General features: G+C 42.0%; 11 protein-coding genes and 1 pseudogene. 8 read left to right on the top strand and 4 right to left on the bottom strand.

The genetic code is table 11. From position 1 onward, the window contains the following. Positions 1-146: 146 nt before the first annotated feature. Positions 147-848: an SIMPL domain-containing protein gene (locus GVX98_RS07310; RefSeq protein ID WP_004693610.1), complete on the bottom strand. Its 702-nt coding sequence runs from the start codon at positions 846-848 to the stop codon at positions 147-149. A gap of 472 nt (positions 849-1,320) precedes the next feature. Between GVX98_RS07310 and GVX98_RS07305 the strand changes: the two genes are divergently transcribed. Continuing rightward, positions 1,321-2,694 (top strand): diaminobutyrate--2-oxoglutarate transaminase, encoded by a 1,374-nt coding sequence (locus GVX98_RS07305; protein WP_004693606.1) that lies wholly within the window; start codon positions 1,321-1,323, stop codon positions 2,692-2,694. 2 nt (positions 2,695-2,696) lie between these two features. Continuing rightward, positions 2,697-4,229 (top strand): aspartate aminotransferase family protein, encoded by a 1,533-nt coding sequence (locus GVX98_RS07300; protein ID WP_159127662.1) that lies wholly within the window; start codon positions 2,697-2,699, stop codon positions 4,227-4,229. Positions 4,230-4,325: 96 nt separating this feature from the next. Here GVX98_RS07300 and GVX98_RS16915 read toward each other — a convergent pair. Then, positions 4,326-4,660, bottom strand: a pseudogene (locus GVX98_RS16915) (aromatic ring-hydroxylating dioxygenase subunit alpha); the annotation flags it as partial. 658 nt (positions 4,661-5,318) lie between these two features. Here GVX98_RS16915 and GVX98_RS07295 point away from each other — a divergent pair. From GVX98_RS07295 to sohB, 5 genes are all read left to right on the top strand, one after another. Next, a complete protein-coding gene (locus tag GVX98_RS07295) occupies positions 5,319-6,344 on the top strand; it encodes a substrate-binding domain-containing protein (protein WP_159127661.1) in 1,026 nt (341 codons plus the stop codon). Positions 6,345-6,448: 104 nt separating this feature from the next. Continuing rightward, on the top strand, positions 6,449-7,828 hold the full coding sequence (gene pstC / locus GVX98_RS07290) for a phosphate ABC transporter permease subunit PstC (protein ID WP_004980352.1): 1,380 nt from the start codon (positions 6,449-6,451) through the stop codon (positions 7,826-7,828). After that, positions 7,828-9,216: a phosphate ABC transporter permease PstA gene (gene pstA / locus GVX98_RS07285; RefSeq protein WP_004693595.1), complete on the top strand. Its 1,389-nt coding sequence runs from the start codon at positions 7,828-7,830 to the stop codon at positions 9,214-9,216. Before pstC ends, pstA begins: the two co-directional genes overlap by 1 nt. Positions 9,217-9,229: 13 nt before the next feature. Then, positions 9,230-10,144 (top strand): phosphate ABC transporter ATP-binding protein PstB, encoded by a 915-nt coding sequence (gene pstB / locus GVX98_RS07280; RefSeq protein ID WP_159127660.1) that lies wholly within the window; start codon positions 9,230-9,232, stop codon positions 10,142-10,144. Positions 10,145-10,425: 281 nt separating this feature from the next. Then, positions 10,426-11,397, top strand: coding sequence for a protease SohB (sohB, locus tag GVX98_RS07275; protein WP_317455073.1), 972 nt, complete (start codon positions 10,426-10,428; stop codon positions 11,395-11,397). 78 nt (positions 11,398-11,475) lie between these two features. Here the strand turns inward: sohB and GVX98_RS07270 are convergent, their stop codons facing one another. Then, complete coding sequence (locus GVX98_RS07270; RefSeq protein ID WP_005399664.1) at positions 11,476-12,687, bottom strand: aspartate aminotransferase family protein; 1,212 nt, start codon at positions 12,685-12,687, stop codon at positions 11,476-11,478. A 162-nt stretch (positions 12,688-12,849) separates the two neighbouring features. On the opposite strand from GVX98_RS07270, the gene grxD reads away from it, so the two are divergent. Then, positions 12,850-13,191 (top strand): Grx4 family monothiol glutaredoxin, encoded by a 342-nt coding sequence (gene grxD, locus GVX98_RS07265; protein ID WP_004693588.1) that lies wholly within the window; start codon positions 12,850-12,852, stop codon positions 13,189-13,191. Between the two features lie 57 nt (positions 13,192-13,248). Here grxD and GVX98_RS07260 read toward each other — a convergent pair whose 3' ends face one another. Next, the gene (locus GVX98_RS07260; protein ID WP_159127659.1) at positions 13,249-15,882 is read right to left on the bottom strand and encodes a Lon protease family protein; all 2,634 of its coding nucleotides are present in this window, start codon (positions 15,880-15,882) and stop codon (positions 13,249-13,251) included. Positions 15,883-15,946: the final 64 nt, after the last annotated feature.

Here is a 15,946-nt window from a genome sequence, read left to right as displayed (position 1 = left end):
AACTTTGTTGAAATCAAATAATAACCATTATCACTTATTGCAATTAAAACACTGAAATTAATAGGCGAATTAAAGTTTTCTTGATGGACACACAATAAAAAAGCCACGTTTAACGTGGCTTTTTAGATGAATTTGAATGAAATCTGTTATTTAAGTTGAACAGTACCATTTGCATTCACAGTGATTTTAGATTCACCGCCAGCTACATCTTGCATTGGCGCATCAGCTGCTGCAAATTTTGCACTTTCTGCACGCATCATGACTGGGCGAGGGTAGTAGTTGCTGGTATTAATGTTTAAGTTAACCAAGTTATAACCTGACTTACTCCATGCTTGTGCTAATGATTGCGCACGCTGTTGAAAGTTTTTCGATGCTTCAACAATCAGCTCATTTTCCACTTTCTTACGTTGTGTGTCGGACACACTAAAGCCGATTGACTGGGTTTGGAAATTTTGCTGTAGCTCACCAATCAACTGGCTCGCTGCTTTAAAATCGGTACTTTCTAAATTAATTTCAGCACGACCACGCCATTCTTTTAACTTTTGGTTGTCATCGTTGTAAATTGGGTAGGTGGTTTGAGAACCTGTTTCGACTTTTACGCTTGGATATTTACGAGCTAAAGCTGTGGCTTGATTCATGAGCTGCGTAATTTGTGTTGCGAGTTCAGCAGGTTGTTTGTTACTACGTTCAATGTAAAGCGTTGCATTCATTAAATCGTTGGATACTTGGCGTGTTGCCTCGGCCTGAACATTGACAATATTGTAGTTTAATTGGTTCTCAGACTGAGCAAAAACTGCTGAGCTAAATAAAGCACTAAGCGCGATTGCTGGGATGAAGAATTGACGCATTTTTATTCCTTTTTTATTTAGGAGGAGTTTTGCAACATTTGTAAAAAGCTTAAAGCCAATTTGTGGTGAATTTGCGAAAATATTGTGGTTGGATTGTAAAAAAAGGTACAAAATGTTTTTTAAAAAAACCTAGATAAAGTTATTTATTTCAAAAACTTATTTTTCAACTCAGGTGCGTATTTTGAAATTTTGCGGCGAAGTTGAAAAATAAATAAATTCATCGGCTTTTCTTTACGTTGTCACACTATAAGAGGATAATTTAAGCTATGGTTTGGCATGATATATTTTTTTAGTAAATTTCTGGCAGATAATGTCCAAAAGCTGTTTATTTTATTGAAAATTTCTGTATCATCCGCCTCCTAGTTATGAAGTATCCAAACGCTATCTGACTAGATTTATAAAGCGCCGAGTCAAAGGACCAAAAGTCACCCGACTTATTTCTTTCAACCCATATCAGAGATGGTAATTCGATATGAGCGTTTCTTCTGTAAACCCTGCCACTAATACTACTAACGAATACTATTTGACTCGCCAAAGTCAGATGGAATCCAATGTTCGTAGCTATCCACGGAAATTACCGTTAGCGATAGCCAAAGCATTAGGCTGCTGGGTTACTGATGTTGAAGGTACAGAGTACCTCGATTGTTTAGCTGGGGCAGGAACATTGGCTTTGGGCCATAATCATCCTGCGGTAATTCAAAGTATTCAAGATACACTTGCAAGTGGTCTTCCTTTACATACTTTGGATTTAACGACACCTTTAAAAGATGCATTTACTGAAGCATTACTTGAACAATTACCAGGCGGTAAGGAAGAGTATTGTCTACAGTTCTGTGGTCCATCTGGTGCAGATGGCACGGAAGCAGCAATTAAATTAGCGAAGACGTATACCGGTCGTAGCACAGTGATTAGTTTCTCTGGTGGTTACCATGGTATGACGCACGGCGCTCTTGCAATGACAGGTAACCTGTCTGCGAAAAATGCTGTAAATGGTTTAATGCCAGGCGTTCAATTTATGCCGTATCCGCATGAATACCGTTGCCCACTTGGTTTAGGTGGTGAAGCGGGTGTGGATGCTTTGACATATTTCTTTGAAAACTTCATTGAAGATGTTGAAAGTGGTGTAACCAAGCCAGCGGCTGTCATTCTTGAAGCAATTCAAGGTGAAGGCGGTGTGGTAACTGCGCCAACCAAATGGTTGAAAAAAATCCGCGAAGTGACTGAAAAACACAACATTGTGTTGATTCTTGACGAAGTTCAAGCAGGCTTTGCACGTTCAGGCAAAATGTTCGCATTTGAACATGCGGGTATTGAACCTGACGTAGTGGTGATGTCTAAAGCCGTTGGTGGTAGCTTACCGCTTGCTGTGTTAGGTATTAAACGTAAGTTTGATGCTTGGCAGCCAGCAGGTCACACGGGTACTTTCCGTGGTAACCAATTGGCAATGGGTACTGGTCTTGCAACAATCAAAACCATCAAAGAACAAAACCTTGCGCAAAATGCACAAGAACGTGGTGATTTCTTACAAGCTGAATTTAAAAAGCTTGCTCAAGAGTTCCCATGTATCGGTAACGTGCGTGGCCGTGGTTTGATGATTGGTGTTGAAATTGTTGATGAACGTAAACCAGCGGATCATATGGGGTCTTTACCTGCAGATGGTCAATTGGCAGCAGCGATCCAAGCGGCATGCTTTAACAACAAATTGTTGTTAGAAAAAGGCGGTCGTAACGGTACAGTCATTCGTTTACTTTGCCCACTTATCATCACTCATGATGAATGTGTTGAAGCGGTTTCTCGCTTCAAGAAAGCAATTGCTGAAGCACTTGTTGCAACTCGAGGCGCGTAATCATGGTTGATTTTGCAGAACACCGTAAGGCGTTACTCTGCAATGATGCTGCATCTATTGCTGACTACTCGTCAGCAATGGACCAAGCGACTAAAGCAGTTGCAGCATGGTTGCAAAACGACAAAATGTACACGGGCGGTAGCATCAAAGAGCTCCGCAGTGCGATTGCATTTAATCCTTCTAAAGAAGGTTTAGGTGTACAAAAGTCACTTGAACGTATGGTTGAGCTTTTCTTAAACAAAAGCTTAAAAGTCCATCACCCGCACTCGCTCGCGCACTTGCACTGTCCAACTATGGTGACCAGTCAAATTGCTGAAGTGCTGATTAATGCAACGAACCAATCAATGGATTCTTGGGACCAAAGTCCTGCAGGTTCATTGATGGAAGTTCAGTTGATTGACTGGCTTCGTCAAAAAGTGGGTTATGGTGCAGGTCAAGCTGGTGTGTTCACTTCTGGTGGTACACAGTCAAACTTGATGGGTGTACTGCTTGCACGTGATGCATGTATTGCGAAAAACTGGAAAGACGAAAACGGTAATCCGTGGTCTGTACAGCGTGATGGCGTGCCAGGCGATGCGATGCGCAACGTCAAAGTCATTTGTTCTGAAAATGCACACTTCTCTGTGCAAAAGAACATGGCGATGATGGGCATGGGCTTCCAATCAGTCGTGACCGTTCCTGTGAACGAGAACGCGCAGATGGATGTGGATGCACTTGAAAAAACCATGGCTCACCTTCAAGCTGAAGGTAAAATCGTGGCGTGTGTGGTTGCAACTGCGGGTACGACCGATGCAGGTGCAATTGATCCACTGAAGCAAATTCGTGAAATCACCAACAAATATGGCGCGTGGATGCACATCGATGCGGCGTGGGGTGGTGCTTTAATCCTATCGAACAATCATCGCGATATGTTGGATGGTATTGAGCTTTCTGACTCAATTACGCTGGATTTCCATAAGCATTACTTCCAAACCATCTCTTGTGGTGCGTTCTTACTAAAAGATGAAGCGAATTATCGTTTCATGCACTATGAAGCTGAGTATTTAAACTCTGCTTATGACGAAGAGCATGGCGTGCCTAACCTCGTGTCTAAGTCACTTCAAACCACACGTCGTTTTGACGCGTTGAAGCTTTGGATGACTGTTGAAGCGCTTGGTGAAGAACTGTATGGTTCTATGATTGACCACGGCGTGACGCTTACACGTGACGTTGCTGATTATATCAATGCAACTGCTGGTTTAGAGATGTTGGTTGATCCACAATTTGCATCTGTATTGTTCCGTGTGGTTCCAGAAGACTATCCAGTAGAATTGCTTGATACCTTAAACCAAAACGTTGCAGATGAATTGTTTGCACGTGGTGAAGCGAATATTGGCGTAACTAAAGTGGGTCAAAATCAATCATTGAAAATGACGACTTTAAGTCCAGTTGCGACTTTAGATAACGTGAAGAACCTGCTTGGTCTTGTCCTTGCAGAAGCGGATCGTATCAAAGGTCCAATCGCAGATGGAACCTATACACCTGCAATTGCTTAATCGATTGTTTGTGTTAAAAAAGGAGCTGATATCAGCTCCTTTTTTTATGTGTTCTAAAGATTAAGGAATATAACATCACTGGCTAAGTTTCTAATTTTAATTATGTTGGAGAAGCTTTATTTTTCTATGAAGTAGTTTTCGATATCTGCTTGAACTATAATTTTCAGGAAAATGAGCTTCAATGCTTAAGACTAAAGCTAAATATTCGGGCTTTTGATTTTCAACAGGCAAATGATTTCCTTCATGAATTTTCAAGTTAAAGGCATGACCTCCGCAACAGGCAAGTCCTTGTCATAATCACGGCAAATTGGGGCAAATAAACGTGTTTGGCTAGCTGTCATGAGAAATGTCGTATTCATGACTTGTCATGCTTCTTACGAAAAATGAATGGTTAAGGCGGCAGTAAGGGGATGAGAAACCCAAAATCTCCTTCATTGAGCTATCTCTTAGAAAAAAAGATAAAGTGCTGTCCCCCAGAAATACCCATTATTTGGAGAAGTATTTTTAAAAATCAGAAAGGTGTCTGAGTCTAAAAGTCATAAATTGGCTCTCGTATTGGAGATGAGCATGGTATTTTTTCAGTAATAAACAAGAGATAAAAGGTAAAAAATTAAGACCTAAATGACGCTCAATTTTCTAAATATGACATCACTCATTTGTCATTTATGGGTTATGGAATTCTGACAAATGGCGAAGGTCTATGTGGATTCTGCATATGAGCATACGCAAATTTTTCTAGATTAAAAAGGGTTATACAAGATTAAAAAAATCAAAGCATATGGATTTTTATTTATTTTATACATTGATTTTAAAAGTTTTTATTTCTTATAAAAATTTGAAAAAGTTGGTGTAAAATGAACTACGTACTCGTGTTATATCAAAATAAGAAAAATTCTTTAGGTGTTTAAACTGGGTGAAATTAAACAAAGTGTAACGAATCATGGGCAAATAAAAATAAACATCATGAAAGTGTCACAATGCTGTAACTTGCTTGTCATATTCTGAAATCAAAATGCAGTTATCCAAAAAAGTACAAGACTGAATAAAAAGTGGCGTACTTCAAAATGTTTAATATGTGAGATAACAAATATGCGCTTAAACCATATCGCACTTGCAGTAGTAGTTTCTGGGGCAGCTGTAGCAACCACGGCAAACGCAGCTCGTGACACAATCCAAATTGCGGGTTCTTCAACAGTTTTACCATATGCAAGTATTGTTGCTGAAGAATTTGGCAATACTTTCCCACAATTTAAAGCACCCGTTGTTGGTTCTGGCGGTTCTTCAGGTGGCTTGAAACAGTTCTGTAATGGTGTGGGTGATAACACCATCGATATCGCAAACGCATCTCGTAAAATTAAAGATACAGAATTAGCGGCTTGTAAGAAAGCTGGTGTGAACCAAGTGATCGAAATCAAAATTGGTTATGACGGTATTGTGTTCGCTTCAAATGCAAGCAAAGCAGCATACAAATTACGTCCACAGCACGTCTATGCAGCTTTAGCAGCGCAGTTACCATCTAACGGTAAAATGGTTGCAAACCCATATACACGTTGGAACCAAATTGACAAAAGCCTTCCAAACGAACCAATCACTTTAGTGATTCCAGCATCAAACCACGGTACACGTGAAGTGTTCCAAGAAAAAATGGTTGATGCAGGCTGTGAAACTTATGCAGCAATCAAAGCAATGGATAAAGATGCACAAAAGAAAGCATGTTCAACTTTCCGTAAAGACGGCAAAGTGATTGAGATTGCGGGTGACTACACTGAAACTTTGGCGCGCTTAAAAACCTCGCCTAGCGCAGTGGGTGTGTTTGGTTTAGGTTTCTATGACCAAAACCGTGACAAGTTACGCGTAGCGACAGTGAACAATGTTGCACCATCTGAAAAGACGATTTTGAATGGTTCATATCCAGTTTCTCGCCCATTATTCTTCTACGTGAAGGGTGAGCATTTGAAATCAATCAAAGGCTTAAAAGAATACACTGAATACTTCGTTAGCAAGAAAGTATCAGGTAAAGGTTCTAAGCTTGAGCGTGCTGGTTTGATCTCAATGTCAGACAAAGAGCGTGCAGCAGTTCTTGCGAACTTCAAAGCAGGCAAAGCGGTTAAGTAATTAAGCGTAGAAACAGTCAACGGTAGGCAAGTCCTACCTTTGACGTTTTTTACTAGGATTAAGTTTTTTCAAATAATGAAAATTGAAAGAACCGTGGAGAATACATGAATCTGCTACTTATAGGTGTGTTATTGGCACTGATCGCCATAGCCTATCAAATGGGCTTAAGTCAGAGCCGTAACTTAGCAGGTAAGGGAAATAATTCTGCAAAATTACACTCACGTCCGGGGTATTACGGTGCGTTAGTGGCTTTGTGGTGTGGTATCCCTGCTTTTTTAATTTTGATTGTTTGGAATATTGTTGAACCAAATGTTTTGAATCATGTGGTGTTAAATCACGTGCCAGCACAAGTCGCTGCAACCTTAGATGCTGCTAGTACAGATGTGTTGATCAACCGTGTGGAAGCGATTGCCTCAGGTTTTGGTGTAACAGATACACCAGCCGCGTATGAGCTTGCTGCTGCGGAGCAACTGGCGAAGTTTCAAAGCATTGGTACATTTGCAAAAATTGCAGTGGTGATTTGTGCAGCACTGGCAGGTTTAGTCGCTGCGAAAAAGCGCATTGCAACTCAGTTCCGCGCTCGTAACCAAGTTGAGAAAACCATTAATGTTGCACTTGCGCTCTGTTCTGGTGTCGCGATTCTAACCACGATTGGTATCGTGATGTCGATGTTCAGCGAAGCGATGCGATTCTTCCACTTCGTGAGTCCGCTCGACTTTTTCTTCGGCACAGAATGGAACCCAGGCTTCAGTACTTCAGGTAGTGCAGATGGCAGTTATGGTTTGCTTCCGCTACTTTGGGGCACCTTAATGGTCAGTGGTATTGCACTCTTGGTTGCAGTCCCTGTGGGTTTAATGATCGCGATCTATCTTGCTGAATATGCATCTTCTGGTTTCCGCTCATGGGCAAAACCAACCATTGAAGTGCTCGCAGGGATTCCAACCATTGTTTACGGTGTATTTGCACTGATGATCATTGGCCCATTCTTTAAAATGCTTGGTGAATCCGTTGGTTTACACATCAACGCAACCAGCGCACTCACTGCTGGTTTCGTCATGGGTATCATGATTATTCCTTTCGTTTCATCGCTGTCTGACGACATTATCACGCAGGTACCACGTTCATTACGTGATGGTTCATTAGGTTTAGGCGCGACAAAGTCTGAAACCATTCGTCAGGTAGTGATACCAGCAGCACTTCCGGGCATTATCGGCGCGTTCTTGCTTGCAGCATCACGTGCCATCGGTGAGACCATGATTGTGGTGCTTGCAGCAGGGAATAGTCCTTTATTGCATGCCAATCCACTTGAAGCCATTTCAACTGTGACCATTACCATCGTAAACCAATTGACTGGTGATACTGACTTTGCAAGCCCGCAAGCTTTGGTGGCATTTGCACTAGGTCTGACCCTCTTTGTAATTACGCTTGGTTTGAACATTGTTGCACTGTACATCGTGCGTAAATATCGTGAGCAATACGACTAATGACGACTTCTAATAGCACAGCAGATCAAGTATTTGATCCACAACATGCGGCAGAATTACGAGAAAAGCGTAAGCAAACGATCAGTAATTCATTGGCAAAACGTCACCGTAAAGAAAAAACCTTTCGTTTCTTTGGTTTCTCGGCAGTGATTGCAGGTTTATTCTTTGTCGCGTTACTTTTTGGCAGTATTTTATCGAAAGGTTTACCTGCTTTTTGGCAAAGTAGCATGAGTTTACCCGTGTACTTTGACCCTGCCATTATTACGACAGGTGCAAAACCTGTACAGCGTGCAGGCGAATCTCCAGCGCAGTTTGAGGAGCGTTTTATTGCTTGGCAAACTGAAATGGGCATGGTGGATTGGGATGCTTTAATCGTGAATGCCATGATTGCAAAAGACCCAGCACTTGCTTCTAAACGCGATGATTTGGCTTCTTTGTACACCAGTTCTGAAGCGTATCGCTTACGTGATATGGTGATGAAAGATCCATCATTAGTCGGGAAAAAAGAAGACATTAAAGTACTTGCCGATGCAAACGTTGATGTGTGGCTCGCAGGAAATATTGACCGTAGTTTGCCTGATGAACAGCAACAGTTGAGCCCAGAAGTTCGTCAACTTGCCGATGAAATGAAAGCTTCAGGGGTAATGGAAAATACTTTCAATACCAACATCTTCGTCAGTCCAGACTCGCGTAGTTCTCCTGCAACTTCAGGTTTAGCAGGGGCATTCATGGGATCGCTGTTCATGATGCTGATCGTGATCATTATTTCGATTCCAATTGGTGTGGCATCTGCAATTTATCTTGAAGAATTTGCGCCTAAAAACTGGATCACTGATGTCATTGAAGTCAACATTAACAACCTTGCAGCTGTACCATCAATTGTTTTTGGTTTGCTCGGTGCTGCGATTTTTATTGGCTGGATGCATTTACCGCTTTCTGCGCCATTGGTCGGTGGTTTGGTACTGAGCTTAATGACTTTACCAACGGTGATTATTACGACACGTGCATCGTTGAAAGCTGTACCTCCTTCAATTCGTCAGGCAGCTTTAGGGCTAGGTGCTTCACGTGTACAAACCGTATTCCATCACGTTTTACCCCTTGCACTACCGGGGATTCTAACGGGTGCAATTATTGGTGTAGCACAAGCATTAGGTGAGACTGCACCGCTGTTATTAATTGGTATGAGTGCATTTGTTGCAAGCGTGCCTACAACTCCATTTGATCAATCGAGTGCTTTACCTGTACAGATTTTCTTGTGGCAAGGTAATGAGCTGCGTAACTTCTTCGAAGGACGTACAGCGGCTGCGATTATTGTTCTGCTTGCAATGATGATTGGACTCAACAGTATTGCAATTTGGTTACGTAAGAAATTTGAAGTCCGTTGGTAAGTGAGGGCAAAATATGAATACCGTTGTTAAAAATTCCTTAGATCAGGATCAAACAGTGAATCAAGAACACACTCAATTTACAAACTCGAATACGACCTCAGGTCAGCAGGGTACTTCTTTTGTGTCGCAGTTTGATACACAGACTTCTGCTAAGAAAGATCAGGCACAAGGACAAGTCAAACTCAGCACTTCAGATGTACATGTTTACTATGGCGAAGCTGAAGCGATTAAAGGGATTGATCTGAATATCTACGAAAATGAAGTGATTGCATTTATTGGGCCATCGGGCTGCGGTAAATCGACCTTCTTGCGTACATTGAACCGTATGAACGACACCATTGATAGCTGTCGTGTGACGGGTAAAGTGATGTTGGATAATCAAGATATTTATGACCCAAACCTCGATGTGGTACTGCTTCGCGCTCAAGTAGGTATGGTATTCCAAAAACCAAACCCATTCCCAAAGTCAATTTTTGATAACGTGGCTTATGGCCCTAAACTGCATGGTTTAGCGCGTGATAAGTATGACTTAGAAGAAATTGTAGAAAACAGCTTACGTAAAGCGGGCCTTTGGGATGAAGTCAAAGACCGTTTAAACCAACCGGGCACAGGCTTGTCCGGTGGTCAGCAGCAGCGTTTATGTATTGCACGTACCATTGCGGTGAGCCCTGAAGTGATTTTGATGGATGAGCCATGTTCAGCGCTTGACCCGATTGCAACAGCGAAAGTGGAAGAGCTTATTTCTGAGCTTTCAACGCAGTATACGATTGCGATTGTGACGCACTCAATGCAGCAGGCTGCACGTGTATCAGACCGTACCGCTTACTTCCATTTAGGTGACTTGATTGAAGTGAACTCAACCGAGAAAGTCTTCACTCAGCCAGATCATCAGTTAACTGAAGCCTATATTACAGGTCGTTTCGGTTAATACGCACAACTTGAAATATTTTAAAAAACAGAGCCTACGCGCTCTGTTTTTTTATGAGTGAGCATTAAGTTTGGTGATTCAACAGTCATGATAATGGACATTGTGTATTAGAGTCATATTGGACAAAAGATGCGAAGGTGTGCTGTCTGAGAGATTGACTCATCTTGTAAATGATTAAATGTGAAAGATAACGCATTACAGAATAAAACAAAAAATGGCTATTGAAAAAAAATGCCATTGACCTAATCTAGGTCATATACCGACGTATTATTTTAGAGAATATAATTTCTATGTTATTTCATTTACCGAAACTTCCCGCTGAAATTCGAATTACACATTTAAATGCGCGTATCAATGAACAACGTAAAAAAATTGCGCAAACAACAGCCTCTAAATTGGAGTTATTGCAGCTGACTCAGCAGTTAGCGAAAGAGTCTCGTCACCGTAAAAAAGCCAATCAAAAAGTTTATATTCTAGATTTTAAAGGTGATACTGCGGCAACAGCGGTAGAAAGCTTACGTGAAGAAATTACCTTGATTTTAGCGACAGCCAAAGCAGGCCGTGATCGCGTTGTGGTACGTTTAGAAAGCCCAGGCGGTATGGTACATGGATATGGTTTGGCTGCTGCACAATTGGTACGTTTACGTGATGCAGGTTTCAATCTCACTATCTGTGTCGATAAAGTTGCAGCGAGTGGCGGTTATATGATGGCGTGTATCGCCAATCAGATTATTGCTGCACCTTTTGCGGTTGTTGGTTCAATTGGTGTAGTCGCGCAAGTCCCTAACTTTAATCGTCTGCTAAAAGAACACAATATCGATTTTGAACTGTACACAGCAGGCCAATATAAACGTACAGTGACGATGTTTGGTGAAAATACAGCAGAAGGTAAGGCGAAGTTTGAAGAAGAGTTACAACAGACGCATGTGCTGTTTAAACACTTTGTTGAAAAATACCGTCCACAACTCAATGTTGAGAAAGTTGCGACAGGTGAGCACTGGTATGGACAAGATGCTTTAGATTTGAATTTGGTCGATCAGTTGCAAACCTCAGATGCTTATTTACTTAATTTGCTGACCGATCATGATGTTTATGTCATCTCAACGCGTAAGAAACCGACTTTAGGTGAGAAGTTAGGCTTACAAGCTGCGCAAATGGCAGATGCCTTGGTACCGGCAGTCATGAATAAAGTGATAGAAACCTTAACTAAAACCAATGCAAATTTGGTTCAAATGCGTGATCCAAAACTTTAATATTTAGTTGGCCAATTCATTTCAAAAAGTCTGGTTCCGAAATATGCAAAAAGCAATTTTAGAACCAGACTTTTTGTCTTAAGCCAAGTACGCTTTAATCATTTTCACTAGACGTTCAATCAGTTGATCCGCCTGATCTTTGGTAATGTTCAAGGTCGGCAGTAAACGCACTACAGAACCCGCAGTAACGTTAATAATGGTGTGGTATTCATCACGAGCAATGTTGACCAAGTCACCACATGCTTTTGGTAGCTCCACACCAATCATCAAACCAAAGCCACGGACAATCACATTTTGATCGGCAAGTTGGTTACGCAGTTGTTCTACGATGTACGCACCTTGTTCAGCCGCATTTTGAACAATGTTTTCTTTTTGCATAATGTCGATGATGGTATACACCACACGCGAACCCAATGCTGAACCACTGTACGTAGAACCGTGGTTACCCGCGGTCAATACGCCTACACCACGGCCTTGAGTCATCACCGCACCAATGGGGAAGCCATTGCCTAAACCTTTGGCTGTGGTGAGTACATCAGGAATGATGTTGGTGTGTTGGTAAGCAAAGTATTCGCCCGTACGACCATTACCTGTTTGAACTTCGTCCAACATCATCAGCCAGTTGTGTTGATTACAGATTTGACGAATCTCTTCCAAGTAGCTAAAGCCTTGCGGAGCAGTGTTGACCCCACCTTCGCCCTGAATTGGTTCGACAAAGATTGCGACGATGTCTGGATGGTGAATTGCGGCTTCTTCAATGGCTTCAATGTCGCCGAATGGGACACGAATAAAACCTTCAACCAATGGGCCAAAGCCTTCTTGGACTTTTTTGTTGCCTGTTGCCGATAACGTTGCCATGGTACGCCCATGGAAAGAGTGCTCTGCAACAATGATTTTTGGATTGGCAATGCCTTGCATGTAGCCAAATTTACGGGCAATTTTGATTGCACCTTCATTGGACTCTGCACCACTGTTTGAAAAGAATACTTCTTCCATGCCAGCAACTTCAGCAAGTTTTTGTGCTGCAGCCGTTTGCCAAGGCACTTCAAACAAGTTACTGGTATGAATGAGCGTTGCCGCTTGTTCTGCAATCGCTTCCGCAATGACAGGATGAGCATGGCCTAAACCACAGACTGCAATGCCCGTTAGCGCATCAAAGTATTCAGTACCATCCTCAGTGTACAGATAAGAGCCTCGACCTCGGACAAAGCTGATCGGCTGACGGCCAAATACTGGCATCAAATGAGAGGGTTGATCAGTTTGTACAGGAGCAAGGGTAATGTTATTCATGACTAACTCTTATCTGTTAGAGGGTAAGTGAAATCCAATATTAAGCAATTATGCTTGTAGTTTTAAAGCCTAAATCTAAATAAAAGTCGAAATATTGCTTTAGGCATACTGTTTTTCTACGTTTTGGGTATAATGCGGGTTAGATTAGTTGAGGATTGATCAATGACTGAACAAGCACGCGATACCGAAGCGTTAATTCGTGACCAAATTGCAAAACACGCTGTACTTCTTTATATGAAAGGCACCCCACAGTTTCCACAATGTGGTTTCTCTGCACGTGCTGTAGAAGCGCTTAGTCAAATTGGTCGTCCGTTTGCTTATGTGAATATTCTTGAAAATCCAGATATTCGTGCTTTGTTACCACAAATTGCAAACTGGCCTACATTCCCACAGTTATGGATCAACGGTGAGTTGATTGGTGGTAGTGACATTATTCTAGACATGTTCCAAAAAGGTGAATTACAACCTTTAGTTGAGCAGCATAGTCCAGCACCTGAAGCTTAATCTTCAGTTGTAAAAAAAGCGCCATTGAGGCGCTTTTTTTTTGTTTGAGGGAAAGGGTTAATCCGCTGTAGTTACTGTGCTTATGGCTTCAGAAGTGTGTTCCGATGCATTTTCAGTTGCAACGGTCTTCTTTTCAGCTTTTGCCTTTTTTTTGTCCTTCTTCTTTTTTTTCTTTTTCTTCGGCTCTTCTTCAAACTCAGCACCATCTTCAATGGCTTGCCAATAATCTAGCTGATCCATCACCGCCGCATAAATAGACTTCTTGGTATAGCGTCCTTTCTTGTCTAAAGTGCCGACTGGTCGAGCCATAAGTAGTTCAAGCGCTTGATCAATCGTATCTATAGCATGAATGTGGAACTGGCCATTTGAAACCGCTTCAATCACGTCTTTACGTAACATTAAATGTTGCATGTTTTGACGTGGAATAATCACACCTTGCTTACCAGTTAAACCTTGAAGTTTACATGCATCAAAGAAACCTTCAATTTTAGCATTGACACCACCAATCGGTTGAACTTGACCCAATTGGTTCATTGAGCCAGTAATCGCCCAAGACTGATCAATCGGTAGCTGACTAATTGCAGAGATTAAAGCAGACAGCTCTGCAACCGTAGCACTGTCACCATCGACTTGACCATAGCTTTGTTCAAAGGCAAGTGCGGCAGAGAAGTGTAGCGTTTGCTCACGCCCGAAATGTGCTTTTAAGAACGATGACATCAATAGCACACCTTTCGCATGCAGAGAGCCACCGAGTTCGACGCTACGCTCAATATCCAGAATATCACCACCGCCTTGATACACAGAGGCTGTTAAACGTGATGGTAAGCCAAACTCAACATCTGCATAGTGAATGACCGAAAGTGCATTAATTTGGCCGAGGCGGTGTCCGCGTGTTTCGATGAGCTGCGTACCACGTGACAAATCCTGCCAATAGAGCTCACGTAAATAGCCTAAGCGATATTTGCGATGATCTAATGCCATATTAATGTGTTGATCCGAGACCATTTTATCGCCTGATTGAAAGGCGTGATGATGCGCCTCACGAATCAAATCACCCAATGTGAGGGCATGTAGAGATAAGGAGCTTTGATCTTCGGCTTGACGGCTAGAATCAGTTAAAAGTGCAGAAAGCGCAGATCGATCGAAAGGAAGTAATTTATCGGCCTGTACATAGTCTGCAATCAGTTGCATATAGGCTTGTTCATTTACTTCATTACGTTGCAACGTATCAGTAAAGTCGGCACGGATTTTAAAGACACTGCCAAGCTCAGGTTCTACTTCGAGTATTTCATAATAAATTTCAGGCTCAGCCAGTAAAACCACTTTCAAATTAAGCGGGATTGCCTCAGGTTCAATTGAGATACTTCCTGTCAGTGTCAACATATGCTCAAGTGAAGAAAGTTTTAACTGGCCTGATTTTAAAGCGCGTTTTAGACCTTGCCATGCATAAGGCTGTTCAAGCAGTTGTTCTGCTTCTAACATTAAAAAACCACCATTGGCTTTATGTAATGTCCCAGGGCGGATTAAGGTAAAGTCTGTAGTAATGGTGCCATGTTGAGTTAACTGTTCTACATGACCAAGCAAGTTGTAGTGTGTTGGGAAGTCTTCAAAAATAACCGGTGCGCCAGCATTGGGTTTATGCGACACAATGACATTGGCTTGGTAGCGTGAAGGGATACGACTAAACAGGCCTGGGGTAAAGTCATCTTCTTCTTGTTCGAGCACAACCTCGACATTGTTAATAATGTCTTCAGCATAATATTTTAAATAGTCTTTTAAGCCTTCAACCTCAGCAAACTTAGTCAGTAACTGTTCGACTTTAGGTAATAAAACTTGCTTGGCAATATCGCGATTCAACACTTGAACCTTATCGCGGGCATCCTCCTCCAAGTCGCCTAAATGCATGCCTAAACGCTCAAGTTTTTTATCCATGTGGCGTATATTGGCATTAATTTCAGAACGTTCTTTAGAGCTTAACGCATTGATGTCGGCCTGCGTCATTTCTAACACTTTATCGTCTACATACTGGACAGGGATAAAGCAGTGCTCATCATTACGGGAGATCAGCTTCAGGTCGAGTTCTTCACCTTCTTGGGTCAATTCAATCAAGGCTTGTTGCTGAACATCACCCGTTTGTTGGCGAATGGCTTCTATACGGTTGTGGTAGGTTTCAGCAGTAAAGCGGCGCTCGAGCTGCTTTAAAGTGGTTTGCCATGTTTGATGTAACATGGTTTGAAATTTTACCGCCTGACCCGCGGGTAATTCTAAAGCAATCGGTTGACGTGGGCTTTTAAAATTATAAACGTAAACCCAATCGTTCGGTGTCGGCATATTTTTGGCATGTTGCTGGAGTAAACGCTTGACCATGGTGCGCTTGCCCAAGCCAGCTGTCCCTACGGCAAAGATGTTATAGCCAGAGTAAGGTAAGGAAATGCCTGCTTCAACTGAAGCACGTGCACGGTCTTGCCCTAAAAAATTATTGAGCGGTTTAATACGACGCGTTGAGGCTGGAATCTTATCCAGAGCAGGGGTGTGCGTCAGTTGCTCTGCTTGAAGTTGTGTCTTTGCTAAGGTCGTTTGAATTTCGGGTTGGTCAAATGCTGAACTAAGGTTGTTTTCTGGATTTTCTTGACTATTTAATGCAGGTGGTACAGATAAAGAAGAGCTCATTTGATCGTGTTTTTGGGTCACTTTGAAATCCGAAACTAAAGATTGCGTTAGAAACTTAAAGGTATACAGGTTTAATGCAAAAGAT

Origin of the sequence: Acinetobacter sp. 8I-beige, from assembly GCF_902505955.1 — a bacterium.
GTDB lineage: Bacteria > Pseudomonadota > Gammaproteobacteria > Pseudomonadales > Moraxellaceae > Acinetobacter > Acinetobacter johnsonii.
This window is presented reverse-complemented; position numbering and strand designations above follow the sequence as displayed.

Coding starts and splice junctions, on each gene's coding strand:
- GVX98_RS07310 (WP_004693610.1), bottom strand. CDS start 848: ATGCGTCAATTCTTCATCCCAGCAATCGCGCTTAGTGCTTTATTTAGC.
- GVX98_RS07305 (WP_004693606.1), top strand. CDS start 1,321: ATGAGCGTTTCTTCTGTAAACCCTGCCACTAATACTACTAACGAATAC.
- GVX98_RS07300 (WP_159127662.1), top strand. CDS start 2,697: ATGGTTGATTTTGCAGAACACCGTAAGGCGTTACTCTGCAATGATGCT.
- GVX98_RS07295 (WP_159127661.1), top strand. CDS start 5,319: ATGCGCTTAAACCATATCGCACTTGCAGTAGTAGTTTCTGGGGCAGCT.
- pstC (WP_004980352.1), top strand. CDS start 6,449: ATGAATCTGCTACTTATAGGTGTGTTATTGGCACTGATCGCCATAGCC.
- pstA (WP_004693595.1), top strand. CDS start 7,828: ATGACGACTTCTAATAGCACAGCAGATCAAGTATTTGATCCACAACAT.
- pstB (WP_159127660.1), top strand. CDS start 9,230: ATGAATACCGTTGTTAAAAATTCCTTAGATCAGGATCAAACAGTGAAT.
- GVX98_RS07270 (WP_005399664.1), bottom strand. CDS start 12,687: ATGAATAACATTACCCTTGCTCCTGTACAAACTGATCAACCCTCTCAT.
- grxD (WP_004693588.1), top strand. CDS start 12,850: ATGACTGAACAAGCACGCGATACCGAAGCGTTAATTCGTGACCAAATT.